26 protein-coding genes are annotated in these 22,659 nt (G+C 60.2%); 1 reads left to right on the forward strand and 25 read right to left on the reverse strand.

The features are described from left to right. Position 1: 1 nt before the first annotated feature. From rplV to DW136_RS07100, 19 genes are all read right to left on the reverse strand, one after another. Positions 2–373, reverse strand: coding sequence for a 50S ribosomal protein L22 (gene rplV / locus DW136_RS07010; protein ID WP_006235036.1), 372 nt, complete (start codon positions 371–373; stop codon positions 2–4). Between the two features lie 14 nt (positions 374–387). Continuing rightward, positions 388–648: a 30S ribosomal protein S19 gene (gene rpsS / locus DW136_RS07015; protein WP_006235035.1), complete on the reverse strand. Its 261-nt coding sequence runs from the start codon at positions 646–648 to the stop codon at positions 388–390. Between the two features lie 32 nt (positions 649–680). Further along, the gene (gene rplB, locus DW136_RS07020) at positions 681–1,511 is read right to left on the reverse strand and encodes a 50S ribosomal protein L2 (RefSeq protein WP_055250219.1); all 831 of its coding nucleotides are present in this window, start codon (positions 1,509–1,511) and stop codon (positions 681–683) included. A gap of 179 nt (positions 1,512–1,690) precedes the next feature. Continuing rightward, positions 1,691–1,978 (reverse strand): 50S ribosomal protein L23, encoded by a 288-nt coding sequence (gene rplW / locus DW136_RS07025; RefSeq protein WP_022094197.1) that lies wholly within the window; start codon positions 1,976–1,978, stop codon positions 1,691–1,693. Continuing rightward, positions 1,979–2,605, reverse strand: coding sequence for a 50S ribosomal protein L4 (rplD, locus tag DW136_RS07030; protein ID WP_006235032.1), 627 nt, complete (start codon positions 2,603–2,605; stop codon positions 1,979–1,981). It abuts the gene before it with no gap. A gap of 46 nt (positions 2,606–2,651) precedes the next feature. Next, positions 2,652–3,272, reverse strand: coding sequence for a 50S ribosomal protein L3 (gene rplC, locus DW136_RS07035; RefSeq protein WP_035137484.1), 621 nt, complete (start codon positions 3,270–3,272; stop codon positions 2,652–2,654). Positions 3,273–3,722: 450 nt separating this feature from the next. Continuing rightward, entirely contained in the window at positions 3,723–4,349 is a 627-nt protein-coding gene (locus DW136_RS07040) for a histidine phosphatase family protein (protein WP_117757098.1), read from the reverse strand. A gap of 39 nt (positions 4,350–4,388) precedes the next feature. Then, positions 4,389–5,543 carry a cation diffusion facilitator family transporter gene (locus tag DW136_RS07045; protein WP_118289325.1) on the reverse strand — a complete coding sequence of 385 codons (1,155 nt, stop codon included), beginning with the start codon at positions 5,541–5,543 and terminating at the stop codon, positions 4,389–4,391. 149 nt (positions 5,544–5,692) lie between these two features. Next, complete coding sequence (locus DW136_RS07050; RefSeq protein ID WP_118289326.1) at positions 5,693–6,907, reverse strand: PTS transporter subunit EIIC; 1,215 nt, start codon at positions 6,905–6,907, stop codon at positions 5,693–5,695. Between the two features lie 40 nt (positions 6,908–6,947). After that, on the reverse strand, positions 6,948–8,666 hold the full coding sequence (gene accD / locus DW136_RS07055; protein ID WP_233546548.1) for an acetyl-CoA carboxylase, carboxyltransferase subunit beta: 1,719 nt from the start codon (positions 8,664–8,666) through the stop codon (positions 6,948–6,950). Beyond that, positions 8,659–10,002, reverse strand: coding sequence for an acetyl/propionyl/methylcrotonyl-CoA carboxylase subunit alpha (locus DW136_RS07060; protein ID WP_118270260.1), 1,344 nt, complete (start codon positions 10,000–10,002; stop codon positions 8,659–8,661). Before DW136_RS07060 ends, accD begins: the two co-directional genes overlap by 8 nt. Before the next feature lie 10 nt (positions 10,003–10,012). Next, a complete protein-coding gene (gene fabZ / locus DW136_RS07065; protein ID WP_022094192.1) occupies positions 10,013–10,435 on the reverse strand; it encodes a 3-hydroxyacyl-ACP dehydratase FabZ in 423 nt (140 codons plus the stop codon). A gap of 9 nt (positions 10,436–10,444) precedes the next feature. Beyond that, complete coding sequence (accB, locus tag DW136_RS07070) at positions 10,445–10,921, reverse strand: acetyl-CoA carboxylase biotin carboxyl carrier protein (RefSeq protein ID WP_117635348.1); 477 nt, start codon at positions 10,919–10,921, stop codon at positions 10,445–10,447. A gap of 3 nt (positions 10,922–10,924) precedes the next feature. Next, positions 10,925–12,172, reverse strand: a complete 1,248-nt coding sequence (gene fabF / locus DW136_RS07075) for a beta-ketoacyl-ACP synthase II (protein WP_117563765.1) — start codon at positions 12,170–12,172, stop codon at positions 10,925–10,927. 39 nt (positions 12,173–12,211) lie between these two features. Then, on the reverse strand, positions 12,212–12,985 hold the full coding sequence (gene fabG / locus DW136_RS07080; protein ID WP_089572490.1) for a 3-oxoacyl-[acyl-carrier-protein] reductase: 774 nt from the start codon (positions 12,983–12,985) through the stop codon (positions 12,212–12,214). A gap of 30 nt (positions 12,986–13,015) precedes the next feature. Further along, positions 13,016–13,942, reverse strand: coding sequence for an ACP S-malonyltransferase (locus DW136_RS07085; RefSeq protein WP_118289328.1), 927 nt, complete (start codon positions 13,940–13,942; stop codon positions 13,016–13,018). Next, on the reverse strand, positions 13,930–14,874 hold the full coding sequence (gene fabK / locus DW136_RS07090; RefSeq protein ID WP_118289329.1) for an enoyl-[acyl-carrier-protein] reductase FabK: 945 nt from the start codon (positions 14,872–14,874) through the stop codon (positions 13,930–13,932). The genes DW136_RS07085 and fabK overlap by 13 nt, the downstream gene beginning before the upstream one ends. Positions 14,875–14,876: 2 nt before the next feature. Continuing rightward, positions 14,877–15,113: an acyl carrier protein gene (locus tag DW136_RS07095; RefSeq protein WP_117797419.1), complete on the reverse strand. Its 237-nt coding sequence runs from the start codon at positions 15,111–15,113 to the stop codon at positions 14,877–14,879. A gap of 52 nt (positions 15,114–15,165) precedes the next feature. Continuing rightward, positions 15,166–16,125 carry a 3-oxoacyl-ACP synthase III family protein gene (locus DW136_RS07100; RefSeq protein WP_118289330.1) on the reverse strand — a complete coding sequence of 320 codons (960 nt, stop codon included), beginning with the start codon at positions 16,123–16,125 and terminating at the stop codon, positions 15,166–15,168. A 174-nt stretch (positions 16,126–16,299) separates the two neighbouring features. On the opposite strand from DW136_RS07100, the gene DW136_RS07105 reads away from it, so the two are divergent. Beyond that, positions 16,300–17,076, forward strand: coding sequence for a biotin--[acetyl-CoA-carboxylase] ligase (locus DW136_RS07105; protein ID WP_117635351.1), 777 nt, complete (start codon positions 16,300–16,302; stop codon positions 17,074–17,076). A gap of 116 nt (positions 17,077–17,192) precedes the next feature. On the opposite strand, the gene rpsJ is transcribed toward DW136_RS07105, so the two are convergent. The 6 genes from rpsJ to DW136_RS07135 form a co-directional block, all read right to left on the reverse strand. Continuing rightward, positions 17,193–17,501, reverse strand: coding sequence for a 30S ribosomal protein S10 (gene rpsJ, locus DW136_RS07110; RefSeq protein WP_022094184.1), 309 nt, complete (start codon positions 17,499–17,501; stop codon positions 17,193–17,195). 60 nt (positions 17,502–17,561) lie between these two features. Next, entirely contained in the window at positions 17,562–19,661 is a 2,100-nt protein-coding gene (fusA, locus tag DW136_RS07115) for an elongation factor G (protein ID WP_022094183.1), read from the reverse strand. Between the two features lie 19 nt (positions 19,662–19,680). Continuing rightward, on the reverse strand, positions 19,681–20,154 hold the full coding sequence (gene rpsG / locus DW136_RS07120; RefSeq protein ID WP_006235013.1) for a 30S ribosomal protein S7: 474 nt from the start codon (positions 20,152–20,154) through the stop codon (positions 19,681–19,683). A 74-nt stretch (positions 20,155–20,228) separates the two neighbouring features. Then, entirely contained in the window at positions 20,229–20,606 is a 378-nt protein-coding gene (gene rpsL / locus DW136_RS07125; protein ID WP_006235012.1) for a 30S ribosomal protein S12, read from the reverse strand. A 269-nt stretch (positions 20,607–20,875) separates the two neighbouring features. Next, positions 20,876–21,952 carry a DUF4179 domain-containing protein gene (locus tag DW136_RS07130; protein ID WP_118289331.1) on the reverse strand — a complete coding sequence of 359 codons (1,077 nt, stop codon included), beginning with the start codon at positions 21,950–21,952 and terminating at the stop codon, positions 20,876–20,878. Next, entirely contained in the window at positions 21,903–22,421 is a 519-nt protein-coding gene (locus DW136_RS07135; protein ID WP_118289332.1) for an RNA polymerase sigma factor, read from the reverse strand. Before DW136_RS07135 ends, DW136_RS07130 begins: the two co-directional genes overlap by 50 nt. Between the last annotated feature and the right edge of the window lie 238 nt (positions 22,422–22,659).

The following is a 22,659-nucleotide window of genomic DNA, read 5'->3' on the forward strand; positions in this document are numbered from 1 at the left end:
TTTACGCCTCCTTTCGAGGAGCAACGACGACGGTGATGTGGGAAGTACGCTTCAGAATGCGAGAAGCGGAACCCTTGGCGCGGGGACGGATGCGCTTAAGCGTCGGACCCTCGTCAACATAGGCAGCGGCGACAACCAGGTTGTCGGCACGCAGACCGTTGTTGTTCTCGGCGTTCGCAACGGCGGAACGGAGAACCTTCTCGACATCCACGGCGACGGCGCGGTCGCAGAAGTGGAGGATGTCGAAGGCCTGAGCGACAGGCTTGCGGCGGATCAGATCGACCACCAGGCGGGCCTTGCTGGGGGAAACACGCACGTACTTAGCGACGGCGCGAACCTCGGTGGCCTCAGTTTCAATAGACTTAGTTGCCATTTACGGTTAACCCCCTATTTGGCCTTGTGGCCACGGAACGTACGAGTCGGCGCGAACTCGCCGAGCTTGTGACCAACCATGGACTCGGTAACATACACGGGCACATGCTTGCGGCCGTCGTGGACGGCGATGGTGTGACCAACCATCTCGGGGAAGATGGTGGACGCGCGGGACCAGGTCTTCACGACGTCCTTCTTGCCAGCCTCGTTCATCGCGGTGATACGCGAGAGAAGGCGAGTCTCCACGAACGGGCCCTTTTTGAGACTTCTGCTCATAAGTGCTTTCTCCTAAAACTCGGTATCCGAAATTACTTCTTACGGCGACGAATGATGTGCTGGTTCGAGACCTTCTTCTTCTTGCGCGTACGAAGGCCCTTCGTCGGCTTACCCCAGGGGGTAACGGAGGGACGACCAGAGGTGTGGTTCTTGCCCTCGCCACCGCCGTGCGGGTGGTCGACAGGGTTCATGACGGTACCGCGGACGGTCGGGCGCACGTTCATGTGACGCTTACGGCCGGCCTTGCCGATGACGATGTTGGCGTGATCGGCGTTGCCGACCTCACCGACGGTGGCGCGGCAGGTAACGAGGATGCGGCGCATCTCGGAGGAAGGCATACGGACGATAGCGTACTTGCCCTCCTTACCCATCAGCTGGCAGGAGTTACCGGCGGAACGGGCGATAGCAGCGCCCTTGCCCGGCTGGAACTCGACGGCGTGGATGAGCGTACCGACGGGGATGTCGGCGAGGGGCAGAGCGTTGCCCGGCTTGATGTCGGCGTCAGAACCGGACATGATGGTCTGACCGACCTCGAGGCCCTTGGGGGCCAGGATGTAGCGCTTCTCACCGTCAGCGTAGTGCAGCAGAGCGATGCGAGCGGAACGGTTCGGATCGTACTCGATCGTGGCAACCTTGGCGGGCACGCCGTCCTTGTTGCGCTTGAAGTCGATCACGCGGTAACGACGCTTCACGCCGCCGCCCTGGTGGCGGGTGGTGATGCGGCCGTTGTTGTTACGACCGGCCTTCTTGGGCAGGGGCTCGAGAAGAGACTTCTCGGGCTTGGTGCAGGTGATCTCGGAGAAGTCGGAGATCGTCTGCCAACGCCTACCAGCGGAGGTCGGCTTAAGGTGCTTTACAGCCATTACAATCCCTTTCAATAGGAATCCGTTAGCCATCGCAGACAGGGATTCGAGGTTCTGCCTCGGGTGCGATGACACCGGACGTATACACGGTTCCGGGCGTGTCCATTTTATACGCCCAAAACCTTGAGCTCCCGCCTCCCCTATTTGGGAGGCATGAGCTCACTCAACAGCAGCGAGTCTTAGGCCTGGTTGCCAAAGACCTCGATGGTGTCGCCCTCGGCCAGCGTGACGATGGCCTTCTTCCAAGAACGGGTCTTGCCGGCGACATAGCGCACGCGCTTGGTCTTGGGCTTGACCGTCAGGGTGTTCACGCGAACGACCTTGACGCCGAAGATCTCCTCGACAGCGTCCTTGATCTGATACTTGTTAGCATCCTTGGCGACCTCGAACGTGTACTTGTTCAGCTCCATGCCGGAGAAGGAACGCTCGGACACGATCGGACGGATGATGATCTCGTGGGCGGTCATTTATGCAAGCACCTCCCCGAAGTGAGCGGCGATGTCGGCGGGCATCAGCACAGCGTTGTTGTTGACGAGATCGTAGGTGTTGGCCTCGTCAGCGGTGATGATGAACGTCTTGGGAATGTTGCGGAACGACAGGTAGGCGTTGACGTCCTCATCGCGAACGATGATGGTCAGACGCTTGCCCTCAAGGCCGAGAGCCTTGAGCATGGCGACAGCAGCCTTGGTGGAAGGCTTCTCGAAGCCGTAGTCGTCGACGAGCACGAGCTCGCCATCGGCCAGCTTGGCGGACAGCGCGGAGCGCATAGCCAGCTTGACCTCCTTGTTGTTCATACGCTTAGCGTAGGAACGGGGCTTGGGGGCGAAGACAACGCCACCGTGACGCCACTGGGCAGCACGGATGGAACCCTGGCGGGCACGGCCGGTGCCCTTCTGACGCCAAGGCTTCTTGCCGCCACCGGAAACCTCAGAGCGACCCTTAGCAGACTGGGTGCCCTGACGCCAAGAGGCCATCTGGCACTTGACGATGTGGTGCATAACGTGGATGTTCGGCTCGATGCCGTACACCTCAGCGGCGAGCTCGGCCTCGGCGACCTTCTTGCCCTCGCTGTTCTTTACTTCAAACTTTGCCATTTAAGTGTTCTCCTTGGTATGACGCTGGGCTAAATGGGCTGGGCCCTTAGGCCATACGGATGGCGACGAGACCATTCTTGGCACCCGGGACAGCGCCCTTGACCAAGATGAGGTTCTGCTCGGCATCGATGCGGACAACGGAAAGGTTCTTGACGGTAACGCGCTCGTTACCCATGTGACCGGCCATCTTGACGCCCTTGAGGACGCGCGCAGGATAGGCGCACTGACCGATAGAACCGGGGTGACGCTGGAAGTGAGAACCATGCGTCATAGGACCGCGGCGCTGACCCCAGCGCTTGATGCGACCCTGGAAGCCCTTACCCTTGGAGGTACCGATGACGTCGACCTTCTCGACATCAGCGAAATCAGCGACGGTGACGACCTCGCCGACCTTGTGCTCCTCGCCGTTCTCGACGCGGACCTCACGAAGGAAGCGGACAGGCTCGACGCCAGCCTTGGCGAAGTGACCAGCCATGGGCTTGTTCACGTTCTTGGCCTTGATGTCGCCGAAACCGATCTGGACGGCGTCATAGCCGTCGGTTGCCTGAGTTTTAACCTGCGAGACAGCGCAGGGGCCAGCCTGGATGACCGTGACGGGAACGACGTTATCGTCCTCGTCCCAAACCTGGGTCATGCCAATCTTGCGGCCGAGAATCATGCTGATCAAGATATGATCCCAACTCTCGCGTGGTCTTGGGACAATGCGTACACCACCGAGCGTACGCCCCTAGAGGACCACTACTTACACGACGTGCTCCCCAGCCTTGTATTTCGCCCGGACTACCTGACAACCCTATTAAGCAGGCATTTTGTCCAGCCAGAATACTCCCCTGGTTTCACACATCTGTTTAGTATACACGGCTGCGGGCGTATCCATCGAGATTCATATTTCACTCACATTGTTTACGCAGGTAAAGTGCGTGGATGGCTCCCGAGCACGGCGGAGGGCCGGAGAAATATATTAAGGTCCCTGCTCTACAGTCCTGCGCAAGACGGAGAGCACATTAAGTGCTCTCCTTTGCGTGCGGAACTCGCGATGACCTTAATATATTTCTCCGGCCCTCCGCCGTGCTCGGGAGACGACACGTTGATGTCTGCTTAACTCTGCTCGCTCAGGCTAATGACTTTGTTGGGGGTCCACTATTTGCTGGAGGGTGAACTTGCATTGCATTGGCTCGCCCTCTACTTGTGGCTCCGCCTCATCAAAATCGAAAATCATAATGGCGCAGTTGGGGAGTTTTGTTGGGAGCTCGAAGCCCTCTGGGGCTGCAGCTTTGATGAATTGGCGGCTGGCGCTGCCGTGGCTTACTGCTAGGAGGGTTTCGATGCCCTCGGCGTCCATGAGATTGGTGAGGGTGCCCACCATGCGCTCCTGCAGGGCATGGCTTCCTTCTCCGCCAAATGGGATCAGGTCCTCGCCGGGGTCCCAGACGTCGGTGGGTAGGGCGTCGTGGGGGCCTTCTTCGAAGGTGCCGTAGCTGCGCTCGATGATGCCTTCGCAGGGCTCGACTGCTGCATCCCGGCCGAGGAGTTCGGTTGCGACGAGACTTGCCGTGTCCATGGCTCGGCCTAAGGGCGAAGAGACCACTTTGTCGGGAACGACGTTGTGGGCTTTGAGCCACGCGGCTGCCATCCCGGCTTGCTGACGACCCAGGTCGGTCAGCGGTGAATCGCAGCGGCCCTGGACCAGCTTTTTGACGTTGAACTCCGTCTGACCGTGGCGGAGTAGATACAGCTTCTTCATGCTCTCCCCTTCTGCATAACCTGCTTTGCCGGCACAGCCTTACTCGTGGGTATGCCCTACGTAGTCTTCGTCGATCGTGATCTTGGCAATCGACTTGGGATATTCCGATTCGACCCGTTGTGTCAGCGCGTGCTTTAAGTCTTCGGCACTCATCTGCAGATCCGAGGGACGCACGCAGTCAAAGATCACGTTGGTGTGCGTGGGGCCCGGAACACAGCGTAGGTCGTGGATCGAGAGGCGGCTATCAATCTCTTGAGCCATAGCGTTGATGCGCAGACGCATGCTCGCCAGCTTGGGGTCGTCGGTCACGATGGGGTCGTAATGGAGCGTGACGATCATGCCGTCTTCGTTCCGAAACGACTGCTCGATGTTGTCGAGTGTGTCGTGGCTTTCCAGGGGGCTAACCTCGGCTGCCATCTCGGCGTGAGCACTCGCGAACTTCCTGCCCGGGCCGTAGTCGTGAACCATCAAATCGTGAACGCCCAAAACGCCGGGATAGCTCATGATCTTGTCTCGAATGTGCTTGACCAGCTTAGGGTCGGGCGACTGACCCAAAAGCGGGCTCACCGTATCTTGAATAAGTTCAAAGCCGCTCCAACCAATATAGGCGCCAACGGCAAGGCCGACCCATGCGTCAAGATTGATGTGCGTCACCTGCGAAACAATTGCGCACGCTAACACGGCGCCTGTGGCAAGGACATCGTTCTTGGAATCCTGAGCGGTCGCATGCAGCGTCTCGGACTCAATGCGGTCACCGAGCTTTTGGTTGAGGGCCGCCATCCACAGCTTAACGACCATCGAAAGCGCCAGGACCGCCACCAGGGCAAGCGAGAACTCGACAGGTTCGGGGTTGATGATGCGCTCCACCGAGGACTTTACCAGTTCGAGGCCAATGAGCAGTACGAGCGCCGCCACGACCAGACCCGAGAGATACTCGTAGCGACCGTGGCCGTAAGGATGCTCGGGGTCGGCGGGCTTACTCGCCAGTTTAAAGCCAAGCACGCTCACGATATTCGAGCTGGCATCGGACAGGTTGTTCATGGCATCCGCCACGATCGAAACCGATCCCGACAGCACGCCAATTACGCCCTTCGCAGCACAAAGCGCAACATTGGCGAGAATACACACCACGCCCGTCAACGTGCCCACGCGCGCGCGGTCGCCCTGCGCACGACGAACAATCCACTCAACCATCTATATCCGCCCCCACGGTACTACCTATATATCTATTGCTCAAACGGATTGTAGTGTAGCCACTTTGCCCCACAGATACAAAAAGGCCGCAACCCACACGGGCCACGACCTTGGAACATGACAAAGAAATCGCCCTTTGTCGCACGGGTTTATGCGCTTGCTTCGGCCACGCTCTTCGAGGTTTCGGGTGAATCAGCTCCGTCCCCCGTCGTCTGCCCCTTCGCCGGCACCACGCCAAAGCAGTAGCTCAGCGCCGCAGACACCGCAAATGCCACACCGCCGGCAGCACAGCACCACAGCAGGTTCGAGATGCCGCCCGTGGCAAAGCCAATGACCATGAGGACATTCGTCATGCCAATGGTATAGGCCGTAACGTTGCCCACGGCTGCAACAAGGCCTCCGACGGCGCCGCCAATGGCCATGCACGTCAGGCACCTGCCATATTTAAAGCCGCAACCGTACAGCGCCGGCTCGCTTACGCCGCCAAGAACACCCGAGATTGAATAGCCCAGCATGAGCGCCTTCTCGTCCTTATCCGCAACGCGAAGCGACGCGCCAAAAGGCATGCCCCAAACGGCAAACGTTGCCATCGTCGCGGCGATCAGGATGCACGAATCCGTTCCCACACTCATAAACTGCGCATAGGCGAGCGATAGAACAACGTTGCTGACGCCCGCGATCTTAAGGAACTCCCAGCCCGCGGCAAGCCCCATGAGCGTGAGCAGCGACACGATGCCACCGGAATTGCCAAGCATAAACATAAGCTGGCCCAACAGCATGCCCAGATAGCTGCCCGCCGGCGCCGTGATACACAGCGAAACCGGAACCATGACAAGCATGGTCGCAAACGGAACGAACGAAAACGCCACGGCCTGAGGGATAACGCGCCGAAAGAAACACTCCACTCGCCATAGCACGGGCACCGAGATGAGAACCGGAATAACAGTCGTCGTGTAATCATTGACCGGCGCGGGAAGCAGGCCATACACGGAAGTCATCGATGCCCCCGTCGTCGATGCGGCATCGACGAGCTTAAGCAGATCAGGCGCAATCAATACGCCGCCCAGCATCATGCCCAGCCGCTCCGAGCAACCGAGCTGGCGGGCGGCCGCCCAACCAAGATAGATGGGCAAAAAGTAGTAGCCGGCGTTATAGAGCCAACTGTAGAACAGGCGATAGATTTCGGAATCGGCAGACCACAGGCCCAGCATGCCTTCGCCCATAATGACGGCGACGGTGCGAAACAACGCCGCGCAGACAATAAACGGCAGCGCCGACATCATGCTTTTGGACAGATAGTCCACCACGGCCGTGGCGTTTGATGAAACCGTCGTTGTAAACGAGGTGTTAGAAACTTGCGACATGGAACGCCTTTCCCCATGTGACATGCGGGCTGCCCCTTTGTCACATCGTGCGGTACCGACCGATTGCGCGGTACTTTTCGTAGCGGAGGTTTGTGAGGGTCGCGTCGTCGAGTTGCCCAAGCGTATCGAAGGCATCAAATGCCGAGGACATGACGGCACCGGCGATCTCCTCATGCGACAGGCCCCTATCGTCAACAATGCCGTCGATGATGCCGAGCGCCAACAGATCGGGGGCCGTGAGCTTAAGCGCTTCGGCGGCCTCATTCGCGCGGTCGGTATCCTTCCACAGGATCGACGCGCAGGCCTCGGGACTCACGACCGAATAGGCCGAGCTCGAGAGCATCAGGATGCGGTCGGCCACGGATAGCGCCAGCGCGCCACCAGAGCCGCCCTCGCCTGTCACCACCGAGACAATCGGCGTCTTAAGGCCGCTCATCTCCATGAGATTCTGGGCAATCGCCTCGCCCTGGCCACGCTCCTCGGCACCGATGCCGCAAAACGCGCCCGAAGTATCGACCAGGCACAGAACCGGTCGACCAAACTTTTCGGCCTGACGCATAAGGCGACGCGCCTTGCGGTAGCCCTCGGGATGTGCCATACCAAAGTTGCGACGCATGCGCTCTTTAGTCGTGGTGCCGCGCTCGATGGCGATGACCGTTACGGGGCGTCCGTCTTTCCAGCCAATGCCAGCCACCACAGCAGCGTCGTCGCCAAAGTAGCGGTCCCCGTGCAGCTCCACAAATCCATCCAGGCCCAGCGAGATCATCTCGCCTGCCGTGGCGCGATCTGCCGAGCGGGTCTGCTTGACAATCTCGAGCGCGGTTTTTGGTGCCGCCGAGCGCTTAAACAAGTGTCCCAACTTTTTGCCGCGGCGACCCGTATGCACGATCTCATGCGGTGCCCCCAGGCCGGGCGCGTGCCCTTCGTGCAGCGCCAACAGCTCGCCTACCGTGAGCGCAATCTCGCCACGCGGAACAACGGCATCGCAAAAACCGTGCTCCAGCAAAAACTCGGAGCGCTGGAACCCCTTGGGCAGGCGCTTGTGCATGTTTTGCTCGATCACGCGCGGGCCGGCAAATGCCGTTAGGGCATCGGGCTCGGCCAGGATAATGTCGCCCTCCATGGCAAAGCTCGCGGTTACGCCTCCGGTCGTGGGGTCGGTGAGCACCGTGATATACAGACCGCCCGCCTCGCTGTGGCGCCTAACCGCCGCAGAAATCTTGGCCATCTGCATAAGCGAGGTCACGCCCTCTTGCATGCGCGCACCGCCCGAAACGGTAAAGCCGACAACTGGCAATCCCAGCTCGGTCGCTCGCTCAAATGTGCGACAGATCTTTTCGCCCACCACAGAACCCATCGAGCCCATCATAAAGTTGGCGTCCATAAAGAAGAGAGCTGTATCGCAACCGCAGATTTTGCCCCTGCCGCACACAACGGCATCGCGCTCGCCCGAACGCTCGCTCACGCTCTTGAGCTTGTCGGCATAGCCGGGAAACGAGAGGAAGTCCTCCGACGCCAGATTGGCATCCCATTCCTCAAACGTGCCCTCGTCGACCGTCATGCGCATGCGCGCGCGACCGCTCACGCGAAAGTGTTTGCCGCAACGGGGGCAGACCTCGAGGTTGTCGTGCAGGCGTGCCTCATCGATCACACGGCGGCACTCCGGGCACTTGATAAACACGTGGCGCGCGGGAAACTCGGCGCACGACTCGGTTATCGGCCCCTCGAGGACGTTGACCGTCTTCGCTTTTCTATTCATCAGCATAGAGATGCCCCATCAGATCGGTGTGATACATGCCCGACAAGAACTCGTCGTTTGCCAGCACGTCGAGCTGAAGCTCGCTGTTTTCGCTCACGCCCTCAATCACGAGCTCGCCCAGGGCCGAACGCATCTTGCGAATGGCGCCGTCACGCGTGGGCGCACACACGATGAGCTTGCCAAGCATGGAGTCGTAGTACGGCGGAACGTTCGCACCGGTAAACATGGCGGAATCCCAGCGCACGCGCGGACCACCCGGCACACGCAACGCGGTGACCGTTCCGCATGACGGCAGAAAGTCCGGCGTTTCGGCATTGATGCGGCACTCCATGGCGTGGTTGCGAACCGGCATGTCCTCCTGCTCAAAGGGCAGAGGCTGGCCGGCTGCCACGCGTAGCTGCCACTTGACCAAGTCGGTATCGGTCACAAACTCCGTAACCGGATGCTCCACCTGCAAGCGCGTGTTCATTTCCATAAAGTAGAAATTGCCGTCATCCGAATACAGGAACTCGATGGTACCGGCTCCTTCGTAGCCGACGGCACGAGCCAGGTCACGCGCTGCCTTGTGCATGCGAGCACGAATGTCGTCGCGTCCGTCGAGGCACGGCGCGGGGCTCTCCTCGATCAGCTTTTGGTTGCGACGCTGAACCGAGCACTCGCGCTCGCCGAGCGAAAACACATGGCCCTGTTTATCGGCCATAATCTGCACCTCAACGTGGTGCGCCGGCGCGACGAACTTCTCCATGTAGCACTCGCCGTCGCCAAAGACGGCCTCGCCCTCGGCACGTGCCTCGATGAACGCCTTTGCCGCATCTTCCACGCGCTCGACCTTGCGAATGCCGCGACCGCCACCGCCGGCGCGCGCCTTAATAAGCACGGGGCAGCCAATGCGCTCGGCCTCGGCCGTTGCCTCCTCGGGACTTTTGAGCAAATCGCAGCCCGGCACGATGGGCACGCCCGCCGCGGCGGCCGTTCGACGCGCGGCGTCCTTGTCGCCCATGCTGTCGATCACCTTGGCCGAAGGACCGACAAACGCCAGGCCATACTTGTCGCAGTCGCGCACGAAGCTCGCCTTCTCGGAGAAAAAGCCATAGCCGGGATGAATTGCCTTTGCCCCCGACTTCACGGCACAGGTGAGCACGGCATCGTCGTTGAGGTAGCTCTCGGCAAGACGCGGGCCGCCGATGCAATACGCCTCGTCGGCAAGCTGCACGTGCAGCGCGTCCGCATCGGCCGTGGAATAAACGGCGACGGTCTTGATGCCCATATCGCGGCACGCGCGGATAACACGGACCGCGACTTCTCCGCGGTTGGCGATGAGCACTTTGTCGAACATGAAGCCTTCCTTAACTTTCGTGCATGAGTGCAAAAGACATATCGGCGCGGCAGCAAACCTCACCGTTGACGCTCGCAGTACCCGTCGCAAAGCGGAACGGCCCGCGCGCACGCGTGATGGTGCACACCAGATCAACCGTGTCGCCCGGGCGCACCGGACGCTTAAAGCGCACCTTATCGAGGCTCGTATAGAACGGCGTCGCGCCGCGCGCCTCCTCGTCGCCCATCAGCAGCACGCAACAGTTTTGGGCGAGCATCTCGCACTGAATCACGCCGGGGACCACCGGGTTTCCCGGAAAATGCCCCTGCAAAAAGTACTCGTCACCCGTAATCGTGATCTTGCCGTGGGCCTCGTCGCCCACCAGCTCGGCCTCGTCGAGCAAAAGCATCGGTTCGCGATGCGGCAACAGCTTCTTGAGCTCTTCTTTGTTCATGGACATCACCTATCCGATCCTCATAAGGCAACTGCCAAACTCCACGAGGTCGCCGTCGGCCACGCAGATCTCGAGCACCTCGCCATCCGCCTCTGCCGTCACCTCGTTGAGAACCTTCATGGCCTCGATGATGCAGAGGGTCTCGCCGGCCTTGACCTTGGAGCCCACGTGCACAAACGGCTCGTCGCCCGGCGCCGGGGCAGCATAGAAAACGCCGACCATGGGAGCAGTCACCTCGGTGCCCTTGGGCTCCGGTGCGGCGGCAGGCGCCTGCGCGGCGGGCTCCGGTGCGGCGGCAGGCATGGCGACAGGAGCCACCACCGGAGCAGTCACGGCACCCGGCATAGGCATGGGCACGGCAACCGGCTGCGCGGCGCTCGCACGCTCGAGTTCGACCGCGGTGCCATCGGGCTCCTCAACGCGCACGCGCGTGAGGCCGCGGTCCTCCATAACATCGGCTATCTCGGCAAGTCTTTTGGAATCCATGCTCTAGCTCCTCGTATATCTACGCAGCGCGATGGCGGCGTTGTGCCCGCCAAAGCCCAGGTTGGTCGAAAGCGCCCAGGTAAGGTCGGCGCGAACCGCGCGATTGGGCGTGTAATCAAGATCGCAGGCGGGATCGGGCGTGTGGTAGTTAATGGTCGGGGGCACCACGCCCTGCTCGAGCGCCATGGCACAGGCCATGACCTCGATGGCACCCGTGGCACCGATCATGTGCCCGGTCATCGACTTGGTCGACGAGACGTGCGCGGCGCGTGCCGCGTCCTCGCCGAGCGCCCGCTTAATGCCTGTCGTCTCGGACGAATCGTTGAGCTTGGTCGAGGTGCCGTGGGCGTTGATGTAGAGACCCTCGGAAGGCTTGACGTCGCCCTCGGCTACCGCCAGCGATATCGCACGGGCAATGCCGGCGGCATCGGGGTCGGGGCTCGTAATGTGATAGGCATCATCGGTGTTGCCGTAGCCCACGACCTCGGCATAAATGTGCGCACCGCGCGCCTGCGCATGCTCCATGCTCTCGAGTACCAGCACGCAGGCGCCCTCACCCATCACAAAGCCATCGCGGTCTGCGTCGAACGGGCGGCAGGCCGTCGCGGGATCGGGGTTGGTGGTCAATGCGCGGCAGGACGTAAAGCCTGCAACAGCATCGGGGATAATGGCCGCCTCGGCACCGCCCGCGAGGATCGCGTCGGCATAGCCGTGCTTGATAGCACGGAACGCCTCGCCCACCGCATGGGCCGAGGTCGCGCACGCAGTCACGACTGGCAGGGTCGGTCCCTTTGCCTTGTGACGGATTGCGATATTGCCCGATGCCATGTTGGGGATCATCATCGCGATCATGTAAGGCGATGCGCGGCGGGGCCCACGGTCGGCAATCGTATGGACGTTGTCGACGAGCGTCTGCATGCCGCCCACGCCCGACCCCACGTAAACGCCCAGGCGCTCGCGATCGATGGCGCCTTCGGCATCAAAGCCCGCATCGTGCATTGCCTCGTCCGAAGCCACCAGCGCAAACTGAACGCAGGGGTCCAGATGCTTGGCGTCGCGCTTGCCAAAGTACTCGTTGCCGTCAAAGCCCTTGACTTCGGCCGCCACCTTGACGGTAAACGCATCGGTATCAAAGTGCGTGATCGGGCCGATGCCACAGGTCCCGGCGCACATGGCCGCCCAGGTGGCAAGCGCGGTGTTGCCGAGCGGCGATACGGCACCGATGCCGGTGATTGCAACTCTCTGTTCCATCATGGTCTCCTCATCCAAGCCGTTCTTCGGCCCTGGTTTCTACATCGCCATTCCGCCGTCGACGCGCACGACCTCGCCCGTAATGTAAGCAGCCGCATCGCTCGCTAAAAAGCGCACCACGCCGGCCACTTCCTCGGGACGTGCCATGCGCTTAAGGGGAATCTGTTCCTCGGTTGCCGTACGCACCTTCTCCGAGAGCTTTGCCGTCATATCTGTCTCGACAAACCCGGGAGCGACCGCGTTCGCTCGTACGCCACGAGGCGCAAGCTCGCGCGCCACCGCCTTGGTAAGCCCTATCACGCCCGCCTTGGAAGCAGCGTAGTTGGCTTGTCCGGCATTGCCCATCAGGCCCACGACCGAGCTCATGTTGACGACGCAACCGCCGCGCTGGCGCATAAAGGTCTTGGTGAGCGCGCGCGTCATATTGAATGTTCCCTTGAGATTGACATCGAGCACGCGATCGAATGCGTCATCGCCCATGCGCATGAGCAGGCCATCGCGGGTGATGCCGGCGTTGTTGACGAGCGCCCAAATGGAACCAAAGTCGTTGAGGACCGCTTCCACGCACGCGTTGACAGCAGCGGGATCGGCCACGTCGCATTGATATGCGCGTGCCGTGGCGCCAACCGCCTCACAGGCTTCGCACGTCTTGCGCGCCGCATCGACGCTGCCGGCATAGACGACGGCGATATCAAAGCCGTCCTCCGCCAGACCGACAGCGCAGGCGCGGCCGATACCCCGCGAGCCGCCCGTGACCAGTGCCACACGACGTGAGTCGTTGCGCTCGAGCGCGCCGTTGTTCAAGTTGCCCATGTCATTCCTTTCGGGTTACAGCCCTGTGGACTATGCGAGCTCGTCGGCAATAGCTGCGACCTGCTCGGCCGTTTCGCACGAATACACGCGAACGTCGCTCAGCGTACGCTTGGCCAGGCCCGACAGCGTTTTGCCAGGGCCGACCTCAATAAACGTGTCGATGCCCTGATTCTGCAGAGCATGCAGCGTGTCGACCCAACGAACGGCATGACTCACCTGATTGGCCAAGACATCCGATGCCGCTCGCGGGTCCGCCGGATAGGGCGCCGCCGTCATGTTTGCCATGACCGGAATCAGCAGCGGTGACGGCGCGTGGCCGGCTTGGATATACGTCGCCAGCCCCTCAGTCGCCTCGGCCATATAGGGGCTATGAAATGCGCCCGACACCGCGACTTTCATAGCGCGGCCGCCAGCCTCTTTTACTAGGACGTCGAGCTCCTGCAGTGCCTCGGGCGCTCCGGCAACAACCGTCTGCTGCGGACTGTTGTAGTTGACCGGCCAGCAGTCCTCGCCGGCCTGTTTTGCCAGGTTCTCGACTTGCGCCGCATCGAGCTTGATGACGGCGCGCATGCCGCCCGGATGGCGCTCGGCAGCCGCGGCCATCAGCGCCGCGCGCTCGCACACGAGCTCAAAGCCCGCTCGCGTATCGAACGCCCCCGCAAAGGTGAGCGCGGCGACCTCGCCAAGCGAAAAACCCGCACAGGCGGCAGGTACCACGCCGCGCTCACGCAGGGCGACAGCCGCTGCCAGATCGTGAACGAACACGCACGGCTGCGTGTTCTCGGTCTGCGAGAGTTCCTCCTTGGAGGCGCTTCGGCACTGCTCACTGGTCCCCGGGCGCACCTCGTCGGCAATGGCGAACACCTCGGCGGCGGCCGGCGATGCCTCGATCAGGTCGACGCCCATCGCGGGGTGCTGGGCGCCCTGGCCGGCAAACAGAAACGCTACGCTACCCATGCGGGCGCACCCTTCAGAACGCGCTCGGCGCCATCGACCAAGTCGTCAACGATTTCACGTGCGCTCTGGCACTCGTTGACCATGCCGGCAATCTGTCCACACAAAAACGAACCCTCTTCGTAATTGCCGTCCATGGCGGCCTTGCGAAGGGCGCCGGTGCCCATGGCCCCGAGCTCCTCGGAGCTTGCGCCCGCCGCCTCGTTCTTGGCATACGCGTTGGTGAAGGGGCTCTTGAGGGCACGCACCGGATGTCCCGTCGAGCGGCCGGTCGCACGCGTCGAGGTGTCGTTGGCCTTCAGGACCATCTCCTTGTACTGCTCCGATACGGTGCACTCGTCTGCGACCAGAAAGCGCGTACCCACCTGCACGCCGGCGGCACCCAGCATAAAGGCGGCCGCCACGCCGCGGCCGTCGGCAATACCGCCGGCGGCCACGACGGGAATGTCGACCGCATCGACGACCTGCGGCACCAGTGCCATCGTCGAGGTCTCGCCAATATGGCCGCCCGATTCGGTGCCCTCGGCAACAACCGCCGTGGCTCCACGACGCGCCACGAGGCGCGCCAGCGCCACCGAGGCAACGACCGGGATGACCTTGATGCCCGCCTCGTTCCACGCCTTCATGTACTTGGCGGGATTGCCGGCGCCCGTCACGACGACCGGCACTCGCTCGTCAATCACGACCTGCGCGACCTCGTCGGCAAATGGGCTCATGAGCATGACGTTGACGCCAAAGGGCTTATCCGTCTTGGTGCGCAGCTCGTGAATCTGATCGCGCAACCAGTTTGCGTCGGCATTCATGGCCGCGATAATCCCTAAGCCGCCTGCCTCGGACACGGCAGATGCCAGCGAGGCATCGGCAATCCAGGCCATGCCGCCCTGGAACACGGGCTTTTCGATGCCGAGCAGCTCGCAGAGAGGAGTCTTGAGCATCTCTACTTCTCCAATGCCGCCTCAACCGTATCGACGAACTCGCCGACCGTCTTAGGGTTCTCCTCGGTATCGAGCTGAATATCGAACTCGTCCTCGACGGCCACGAGAATCTCGACGGTACCCAGACTGTCGAGGCCGATCTCCTCGAGCGTGGACTCGGGCTTCATCTCGACGTCGTCAAGGCCGGCGGTCTCGCGGATAACGTCGCAAACGCGCTCGAAGGTCTTCTGATCTGCCATGGTAGTTCTCCTTTGTTTGTGCCCTAGGGGCGTTTTTATTTCCTATGTGCGACTACTTCCAACGAAGCAGATAGCCACCTATATCCAGGCCGGCGCCAAATCCAACGAGGGCGATGGTGTCGCCCGCATTCAGTGCGTCGGTACGTGCCAGCCGGTCAAGCGCAAAGGGAATGCAGGCGCTCGAAATGTTGCCGGTCTCGCGCAGCGTTCGAATCACGCGCTCGTCTGGCACGCCGAGGCGCTTGACCGCCTGGCTCAGGATTCGTTCGTTAGCCTGATGGAATACAAAATGATCGATATCTTCGACCGAAATGCCCGCATCGCTCGCAAGCTTATGGACCGTGTCGCAGATGGCGTTGACGCCGAACTTGAACACGCGGCGGCCATTCATGGACAGCACGCTCTCGCTATCTGCGGAGGCCTTAAACGGCGAGGTACCGACCAGACCGGGAACGCGCAACGTCTCGACATCGGGTGCGGTCGAAAGCTCAACAGCGAGGGGATTCTCTCCCCCAGCCTCTATGACCACAGCACCCGCGCCATCGCCAAAGAGCACGCACGTGGCACGGTCGGTCCAATCGAGCGCGCGCGTCATCTGCTCGGCGGCAATGACCAGCACATGCTCGGCGCGACCGCGGGCGATATAGCCCTCGGCAACATCGAGCGCAAATACGAAGCCGGCGCAGGCCGCCGAGACATCGAAGGCAGGGCACGTCGCGCCTAGTCGCTCAGCAACGGCACACGCCTCAGCGGGAACAAGGTGATCACCTGTCGTCGTCGAGCAGACGATCAGATCCAGCTGGCTCGCGTCGATTCCGGACACCCGGAGTGCCCGCTCGCTCGCCGCTACGGTAAGGTCGTCAAGTGACTCGGTGGTGCAGACGTGGCGACTCTTAATACCTGTGCGGGTAAAAATCCACTCATCCGAGGTATCGAGGAACTCGGACAGCTCGTCATTGGAAACACTGCGCTTAGGAAGCGCCGAGCCTGTTCCAAGAATCGTGAAACCCATCACTAACCTCCTTTGAGTTGTTGACGTGTTTACATCGACCAAGAGAGGATAGCGCATTTCAGTCGTTGTTAACGTGTTAACATTAAATTGTCCAAATGCGACAAAGGCTTCACATTGTGTCTCTCTCGACACCATTGCGTTATTCACTTATTCATTAAGGAGGTAGCAGCCGTTATGGATGCCAAATTAACGATAGTCGACGTAACCGGATCGACCAACGATGACCTGCTCGAAGCAGGAAAACAGGGAGCGCCGCACGGCACAGGACTTGCCGCCCGGGCTCAGACAGCAGGACGCGGCCGGCGCGGCCACAAGTGGGATTCAACCGCCGGCAACCTATTGCTTTCGATTGTCCTGCGTCCATGCGTTAATCCTGCGAAGTACTCTGGTCTTGCTGCCGTCAGCGGCCTAGCGGTGCTCGAGGCGCTCGAAAAACAGGGTCTTGCAAACGAGATTGGCCTCAAATGGCCCAACGACCTGGTCGCGCGTGGACGCAAACTCGGCGGCATTCTGGTCGAGGCCGCACGCGATAACGAAGGCAAACCTTTCGCCGTCTGTGGCATTGGTGTCAATGTGAACTATGCGCCCCAAGAGGTGCCCGATGGCGGCCTGCCGGCAATCGGTCTCTCGGACCTTAACGAGAACGTTCCAGCTGTCGACATGCTCCTCGATGAGGTCTATCACGCAGTTATAGACGCTATAGATGCCTGGGCAGAACGCCTCAACGCCATGGAAGAAAACACCGGACCGCTCGCGCCCGTCCACGGCGAATATGTCGCTCACCTCAATTGGATTGGAAAGCACGTTATCGCCCGCTCCCCTGCCGGTGACGAGCTGGCGCGAGGCATCTTTAAAACGGTCGATGGCTTTGGTCGTGCGTGCATCGAAACAGAAGACGGCTTGCGATCCTTCCATTTTGAGGAAGCGTCATTGCGCCCCTTGAGTGAGTAGGTCGCCACAGCCAGCCGCTCGGCAGCCTTACCCGGCGATCCAAACCCATCATGCAAAACAAAAGGGCCCCGCTACCGTAACGGCAGCGGGGCCCTTTAAGCTATGAGCGATATCGCTTAGAGCTTGATGTCGATGTCGACGCCAGCGGGGAGGTCGAGACGCATAAGCGAATCAACGGTGCCCGAGGTGGGGTCGAGGATGTCGATGAGGCGCTTGTGGGTGCGCATCTCGAACTGCTCACGGGAGTCCTTGTTCACGTGCGGCGAGCGGATAACCGTGTACAGGTTGCGCTCGGTGGGCAGGGGGACAGGACCGGAAACGCGAGCGCCGGTCTTCTGAGCGGTCTCGACGATGAGCTTCGCGGACTGATCGACGACCTCGTGATCATAGCCCTTGAGGCGAATGCGGATCTTCTGGGTAGCCAACTTAAACCTCCAAAGAGTGCGAGAGATGCTCTCGCGGATTACGTAACAGGGAGTTCGAACTTAGGCGTTCTTGCTCATGACCTCGTCCACGATGGACTTGGGCGCGGGCTCATAAGAGTCGAACTGCATCGTGTAGGATGCACGGCCCTGGGTCTGGGAGCGAAGGTCGGTAGCGTAACCGAACATCTCGCCCAGCGGCACCTTGGCACGGATGAGCTTGCTGTTCTTGCGATCCTCCATGCCCTCGATCTTGCCGCGGCGACCGGAGAGGTTGCCCATAACGTCGCCCATGTACTGCTCGGGGGTCTCGACCTCGACAGCCATGATCGGCTCGAGCAGCTGCGGATCGGACTTCTTGAGAGCGTCCTTGATAGCCATGGAACCGGCGATCTTGAAGGCGGCCTCGGAGGAGTCGACCTCGTGGTAAGAACCGTCGAACAGGGTGACCTTAACGTCGAGGACCGGGAAGCCGGCGATAACACCGGTGTTCAGGGCCTCCTGGATGCCCTTGTCGATGGACGGGATGTACTCCTTGGGCACGACGCCGCCGACGATAGCGTTGACGAACTCGTAGCCGAAGCCCTCCTCCATCTTCTCGAGCTTGATGACGGCGTGGCCGTACTGACCGCGACCGCCGGACTGACGGACGAACTTGCCCTCAGCCTTCTCGACGTCGTGACCGGCGGTCTCGCGGTAGGCAACCTGGGGCTTACCGACGTTAGCGTCAACCTTGAACTCGCGGAGCAGACGGTCGACGATGATCTCGAGGTGCAGCTCGCCCATGCCGGCGATGATGGTCTGGCCGGTCTCGTGGTTGGTGGACACCTGGAAGGTCGGGTCCTCCTCGGCGAGCTTGGTCAGAGCCAGGGACATCTTGTCCTGCTCGGCCTTGGTCTTGGGCTCGATGGCAACGTCAATAACGGGCTTAGCGAACTCAATCTTCTCGAGGACGATCTCCTTGCCCTCGGCGCACAGGGTGTCACCGGTGGTGGAGTTCTTGAAGCCGACGCAAGCGACGATGTCGCCGGCGGCAGCGTCGTCACGGTCGATACGCTCGGCGGCGTTCATCTCGAGGATGCGGCCGAGGCGCTCGCGCTGACCGTTGGAAGCGTTGACAACGTAGGAGCCGGACTCGGCGCGGCCGGAGTAAACGCGGACGTAGGTGAGCTTACCGACGAACGGGTCGGTCATGATCTTGAAGACCAGGCCGGAGAAGGGCTCGTCGAAGGAAGGATGACGCTGAATCTCCTCGCCGGTGTCCGGATCGGTACCGGTGACGGCCTCAACGTCGAGCGGGCTGGGCAGGTAGTCGACGACAGCGTCGAGCAGCTCCTGAACGCCCTTGTTCTTGTAGGCGGAACCCACGAAGACGAGGTTGAGCTCGTTGGCCAGAACGCCCTTGCGCAGAGCAGCCTTGAGCTCCTCGACGGTGAAGTCCTCCTCCATGAGGATCTTCTCCATGAGCTCGTCGTCAAAGCTGGCAGCAGCGTCGAGGAGCTCCTCGCGCTTGGTGGCAGCGATGTCGGCAAACTCAGCCGGGATCTCGTCCATCGGCTCGGGGTAGGTCATACCCTTCTCGTCGGCCTTGAAGTCCCATGCAGTCATGGTGACCAGGTCGATGACGCCCCAGAAGTTGTCCTCGGCGCCCATCGGGACCTGAGCGGCCACGGCGTTGGCGTCGAGACGATCCTTCATGGTCTCGATAGCGTTGAAGAAGTCAGCGCCCACGCGGTCATACTTGTTGATGAAGGCGATGCGGGGGACGTTGAAGGTAGAAGCCTGACGCCAAACGGTCTCAGACTGGGGCTGAACGCCGGCAACGGCGTCGAAGACGGCGACAGCGCCATCGAGGACGCGCAGGCAGCGCTCGACCTCGGCGGTGAAGTCAACGTGGCCCGGGGTGTCGATGATCTGGATGCGGTAGTCCTTACCGTCCTTGTTCCAGAAGCACGTGGTAGCAGCGGAGGTAATGGTTACGCCGCGCTCCTGCTCCTGAACCATCCAGTCCATGGTGGCAGCGCCCTCATGAACCTCACCGATCTTGTGGGTCTTACCGGTGTAGTAAAGAATACGCTCGGTCGTGGTGGTCTTACCGGCATCGATGTGGGCCATGATGCCGATGTTACGGGTATCGGAAAGCTTGTACTTAGGCTTAGCCATGTTAGTTCCTTACCTTAACTTACCAACGATAGTGAGAGAACGCGCGGTTGGCCTCGGCCATCTTGAAGACGTCCTCACGCTTCTTGACGGAAGCGCCCAGGCCGTTGGAAGCGTCGAGGATCTCATTGGCAAGACGCTCGGCCATGGTCTTCTCCTTGCGAGCGCGGGAGAAGTTGACGATCCAGCGGATACCCAGAGCGGTGGAACGACGGGAGTTGACCTCCATCGGGACCTGATAGGTAGCGCCGCCGACACGCTTGGGCTTAACCTCGAGCGTGGGCTTGACGTTGTCCATAGCCTTCTTGAAGGTAGCGAGAGCGTCGCCACCCTCAGACTTCTCGGCAACGATCTCGAAAGCGGTGTAAACGATGCGCTCAGCGGTGGCCTTCTTGCCGTCAAGAAGGACCTTGTTGATGAGCTGAGTCACCAGGCGGTTGTTGTAAACGGCGTCAGGCTGAACCTCACGACGATTAGCTGCTGCACGACGCGGCATGTGAAATCTCCTTAAGTGTCTACCGTGCGGCGCTCAAGACGGCACACGGCGAAAGTATCAAAACGTTATCTGGCTTATTTGGCCTTGGGGCGCTTAGCACCGTACTTGGAACGGGCCTGCATACGGTTCTGGACCGGAGCAGCGTCGTAGGCGCCACGGATGACGTGATAACGGACACCAGGGAGGTCACGGACACGACCGCCGCGGACGAGCACGATGGAGTGCTCCTGCAGGTTGTGGCCCTCACCCGGGATGTAAGCAGTAACTTCGATGCCGTTGACAAGGCGAACACGGGCAACCTTACGAAGAGCCGAGTTCGGCTTCTTGGGGCTCGTGGTGAAGACGCGGGTGCACACGCCGCGCTTCTGGGAGTTGTGCTGCAGAGCAGCGTTCTTGGACTTCTTGGGCACGGAACGACGGCCCTGGCGAACCAGCTGGTTAATAGTAGGCAAAGCGTACTCCTTCTCGAATGATTCCAGCTTTCTGTAAAGTGCAACGGCTTGAATCGAGGGGTCAGCATCCCCCTACGAAACACGCAGTTCGATAGGATACGTGGCGTTAGCTGTGCCGTCAACAGACCACGCCGCCGGGCGTATCCCAAAATAGCTATATTTCCGCAAAGCCTCCATAAAAGGAATCCCCGCCTGTGCGCAAGTGCCCATTCCAGCCGTCCATGTAACGCAAAAATGGCCGCTTCCTCTAGCAGGAAGCGGCCTAGGCCTTACGAATAGACGATGGTAAAGGGTACTTTCGTTTCGGTCTCCCCCGTTGATGTGTACCTCGCGCCCTCGAGGGTTACCGAGACCACTTGATCGACATCAATCAACTTCGTTGGCACCCAAATGTTCTCTCCGCTATTGCGTGCCATCGAAACATAGAAATTGTACGCCCCTGCGTCGTCATCTTCGATAATCTGCTCTGACCCATCCTTGTAGGTGACGGTCAGTTTATGATCAACTGCTTCATAGCCCAGATCATCGATGTGCGTCTGGATGGAAAACGGGCTAATCTCGAGAGGCGAGTCATCGGAGCGGAGTTCTTTTGTATCGACGTGCGCTCCGACGTTAAACTCTGGCGTCGATACCTCGATCACCTTCGCATCCTCACCTTTGCCCTCCGTCCAACTGATATTCCAGGTGACCGCATGTCGTAAATCTCGATCGCGATTCCAAGATGCAAAGTACATCGTGCCGTTAATGACCGTATCGCTTGATGTGTCTTTATCAATGGTGCAGCGTGTATCAGCCCATTCCTCGCCGAAGTTCATGCTGGGTGTACCGATGCCTTGTTCTTCTTCACCATAGAGAACAAGTTCGCCTGTCTCTGCTGCCGGCTTGTAGTAGTTAACACCATTTGGATTGGACAGCGTAAACGTCACAGCACCGCAGCCGTTTTGGTCGATAGCCATATCATGAATGTCGAGTGTATAGCCGTTGCCCTCGACGGACAGATTGACCTTCTGTACTGAACCCTCCAAGCTTTGGGGCGCAATGCCGTCACCAAACTCTCTGGTGTAGGTATATTTAGTCCCCGACGAGCCACCTTGAGTCCAGGTAATGGACTCTCCGTTGCCGTGGTTTCCCCAGGCAGAGGCAAAATAACTGGAATTGACGACGGCATAGGCGACCCCTCCGGTCGCCAGCACTCCGGCAAGGCATCCGATTACGGCAACATAGAGAGGCTTCGCGTGGCCCTTTCGATGAAGCGGCTCACCCGCAGCAGCATCAATAACACGGTCGGCAAGATCGCTATCGGCTTGGATGGACTCGAAGGCCTGCTTGATCTGGTTGGATTTCACGGTCGCCCTCCTCTAGGATGAACTTGAGCTTCGATCTGCCGCGAGCTAAACGCGTTCGAACGGTCGCGGCTGGCACATGCAGTAACTCGGCAATTTCTGAAGTCGAGAAGCCCAGATAGTAATAGAGCACGATAGGAATACGGAATCGCTCCGGAAGTCGCATAACGTCTGACAGGACCGCCTTGGTCTCCTCCTGCGCCGTCGAAAGCGAATCGGCCAGGTTCTCAATATCCTCCACACGCCTCCATGGCTTTCGAAAGAGCGATTTGCATTCATTGATCGTGACCCGGATAAGCCATCGACGAAGATGTTCCCAGCTTTCAAAATGCGTATCGCTTTTGAGTAACTTTAGAAAGACGTCTTGAGCGACATCGTCGGCGTCGGCGCGATCGCGCAGGTACGTCAAAGCGATTCGGAACACGACATCCCGGTGGTCCTCGACCGCCTGTCTAAAAGCTTGTTCTTCCATAATCACCTCCCGGTGACGTTAATGGTTCTCGATGAGGCCCTCACCATAGATACGCTCTTGCCGGACTAAATGTTTCAAATTCAAGCAGGAAAAACCTACCAAAATTAATCCGTCCCTTTTTGGCAAGGGATCAACGGAACGCAACAGGTTGAGCATACGCAAGCGAGCGGCCCCCAGAGCGTACAAGGTGGCATGAAAAAGGCAGGGCATTGACCTTTTGGTCATGCCCTGCCTTTTG

It is taken from the genome of Collinsella sp. AM12-1 (genome assembly GCF_003472325.1).
Lineage (GTDB): Bacteria > Actinomycetota > Coriobacteriia > Coriobacteriales > Coriobacteriaceae > Collinsella.

Coding starts and splice junctions, on each gene's coding strand:
- rplV (WP_006235036.1), bottom strand. CDS start 373: ATGGCAACTAAGTCTATTGAAACTGAGGCCACCGAGGTTCGCGCCGTC.
- rpsS (WP_006235035.1), bottom strand. CDS start 648: ATGAGCAGAAGTCTCAAAAAGGGCCCGTTCGTGGAGACTCGCCTTCTC.
- rplB (WP_055250219.1), bottom strand. CDS start 1,511: ATGGCTGTAAAGCACCTTAAGCCGACCTCCGCTGGTAGGCGTTGGCAG.
- rplW (WP_022094197.1), bottom strand. CDS start 1,978: ATGACCGCCCACGAGATCATCATCCGTCCGATCGTGTCCGAGCGTTCC.
- rplD (WP_006235032.1), bottom strand. CDS start 2,605: ATGGCAAAGTTTGAAGTAAAGAACAGCGAGGGCAAGAAGGTCGCCGAG.
- DW136_RS07040 (WP_117757098.1), bottom strand. CDS start 4,349: ATGAAGAAGCTGTATCTACTCCGCCACGGTCAGACGGAGTTCAACGTC.
- DW136_RS07045 (WP_118289325.1), bottom strand. CDS start 5,543: ATGGTTGAGTGGATTGTTCGTCGTGCGCAGGGCGACCGCGCGCGCGTG.
- DW136_RS07050 (WP_118289326.1), bottom strand. CDS start 6,907: ATGTCGCAAGTTTCTAACACCTCGTTTACAACGACGGTTTCATCAAAC.
- accD (WP_233546548.1), bottom strand. CDS start 8,666: ATGAATAGAAAAGCGAAGACGGTCAACGTCCTCGAGGGGCCGATAACC.
- DW136_RS07060 (WP_118270260.1), bottom strand. CDS start 10,002: ATGTTCGACAAAGTGCTCATCGCCAACCGCGGAGAAGTCGCGGTCCGT.
- fabZ (WP_022094192.1), bottom strand. CDS start 10,435: ATGAACAAAGAAGAGCTCAAGAAGCTGTTGCCGCATCGCGAACCGATG.
- accB (WP_117635348.1), bottom strand. CDS start 10,921: ATGGATTCCAAAAGACTTGCCGAGATAGCCGATGTTATGGAGGACCGC.
- fabF (WP_117563765.1), bottom strand. CDS start 12,172: ATGGAACAGAGAGTTGCAATCACCGGCATCGGTGCCGTATCGCCGCTC.
- fabG (WP_089572490.1), bottom strand. CDS start 12,985: ATGGGCAACTTGAACAACGGCGCGCTCGAGCGCAACGACTCACGTCGT.
- DW136_RS07085 (WP_118289328.1), bottom strand. CDS start 13,942: ATGGGTAGCGTAGCGTTTCTGTTTGCCGGCCAGGGCGCCCAGCACCCC.
- fabK (WP_118289329.1), bottom strand. CDS start 14,874: ATGCTCAAGACTCCTCTCTGCGAGCTGCTCGGCATCGAAAAGCCCGTG.
- DW136_RS07095 (WP_117797419.1), bottom strand. CDS start 15,113: ATGGCAGATCAGAAGACCTTCGAGCGCGTTTGCGACGTTATCCGCGAG.
- DW136_RS07100 (WP_118289330.1), bottom strand. CDS start 16,125: ATGGGTTTCACGATTCTTGGAACAGGCTCGGCGCTTCCTAAGCGCAGT.
- DW136_RS07105 (WP_117635351.1), top strand. CDS start 16,300: ATGGATGCCAAATTAACGATAGTCGACGTAACCGGATCGACCAACGAT.
- fusA (WP_022094183.1), bottom strand. CDS start 19,661: ATGGCTAAGCCTAAGTACAAGCTTTCCGATACCCGTAACATCGGCATC.
- rpsG (WP_006235013.1), bottom strand. CDS start 20,154: ATGCCGCGTCGTGCAGCAGCTAATCGTCGTGAGGTTCAGCCTGACGCC.
- DW136_RS07135 (WP_118289332.1), bottom strand. CDS start 22,421: ATGGAAGAACAAGCTTTTAGACAGGCGGTCGAGGACCACCGGGATGTC.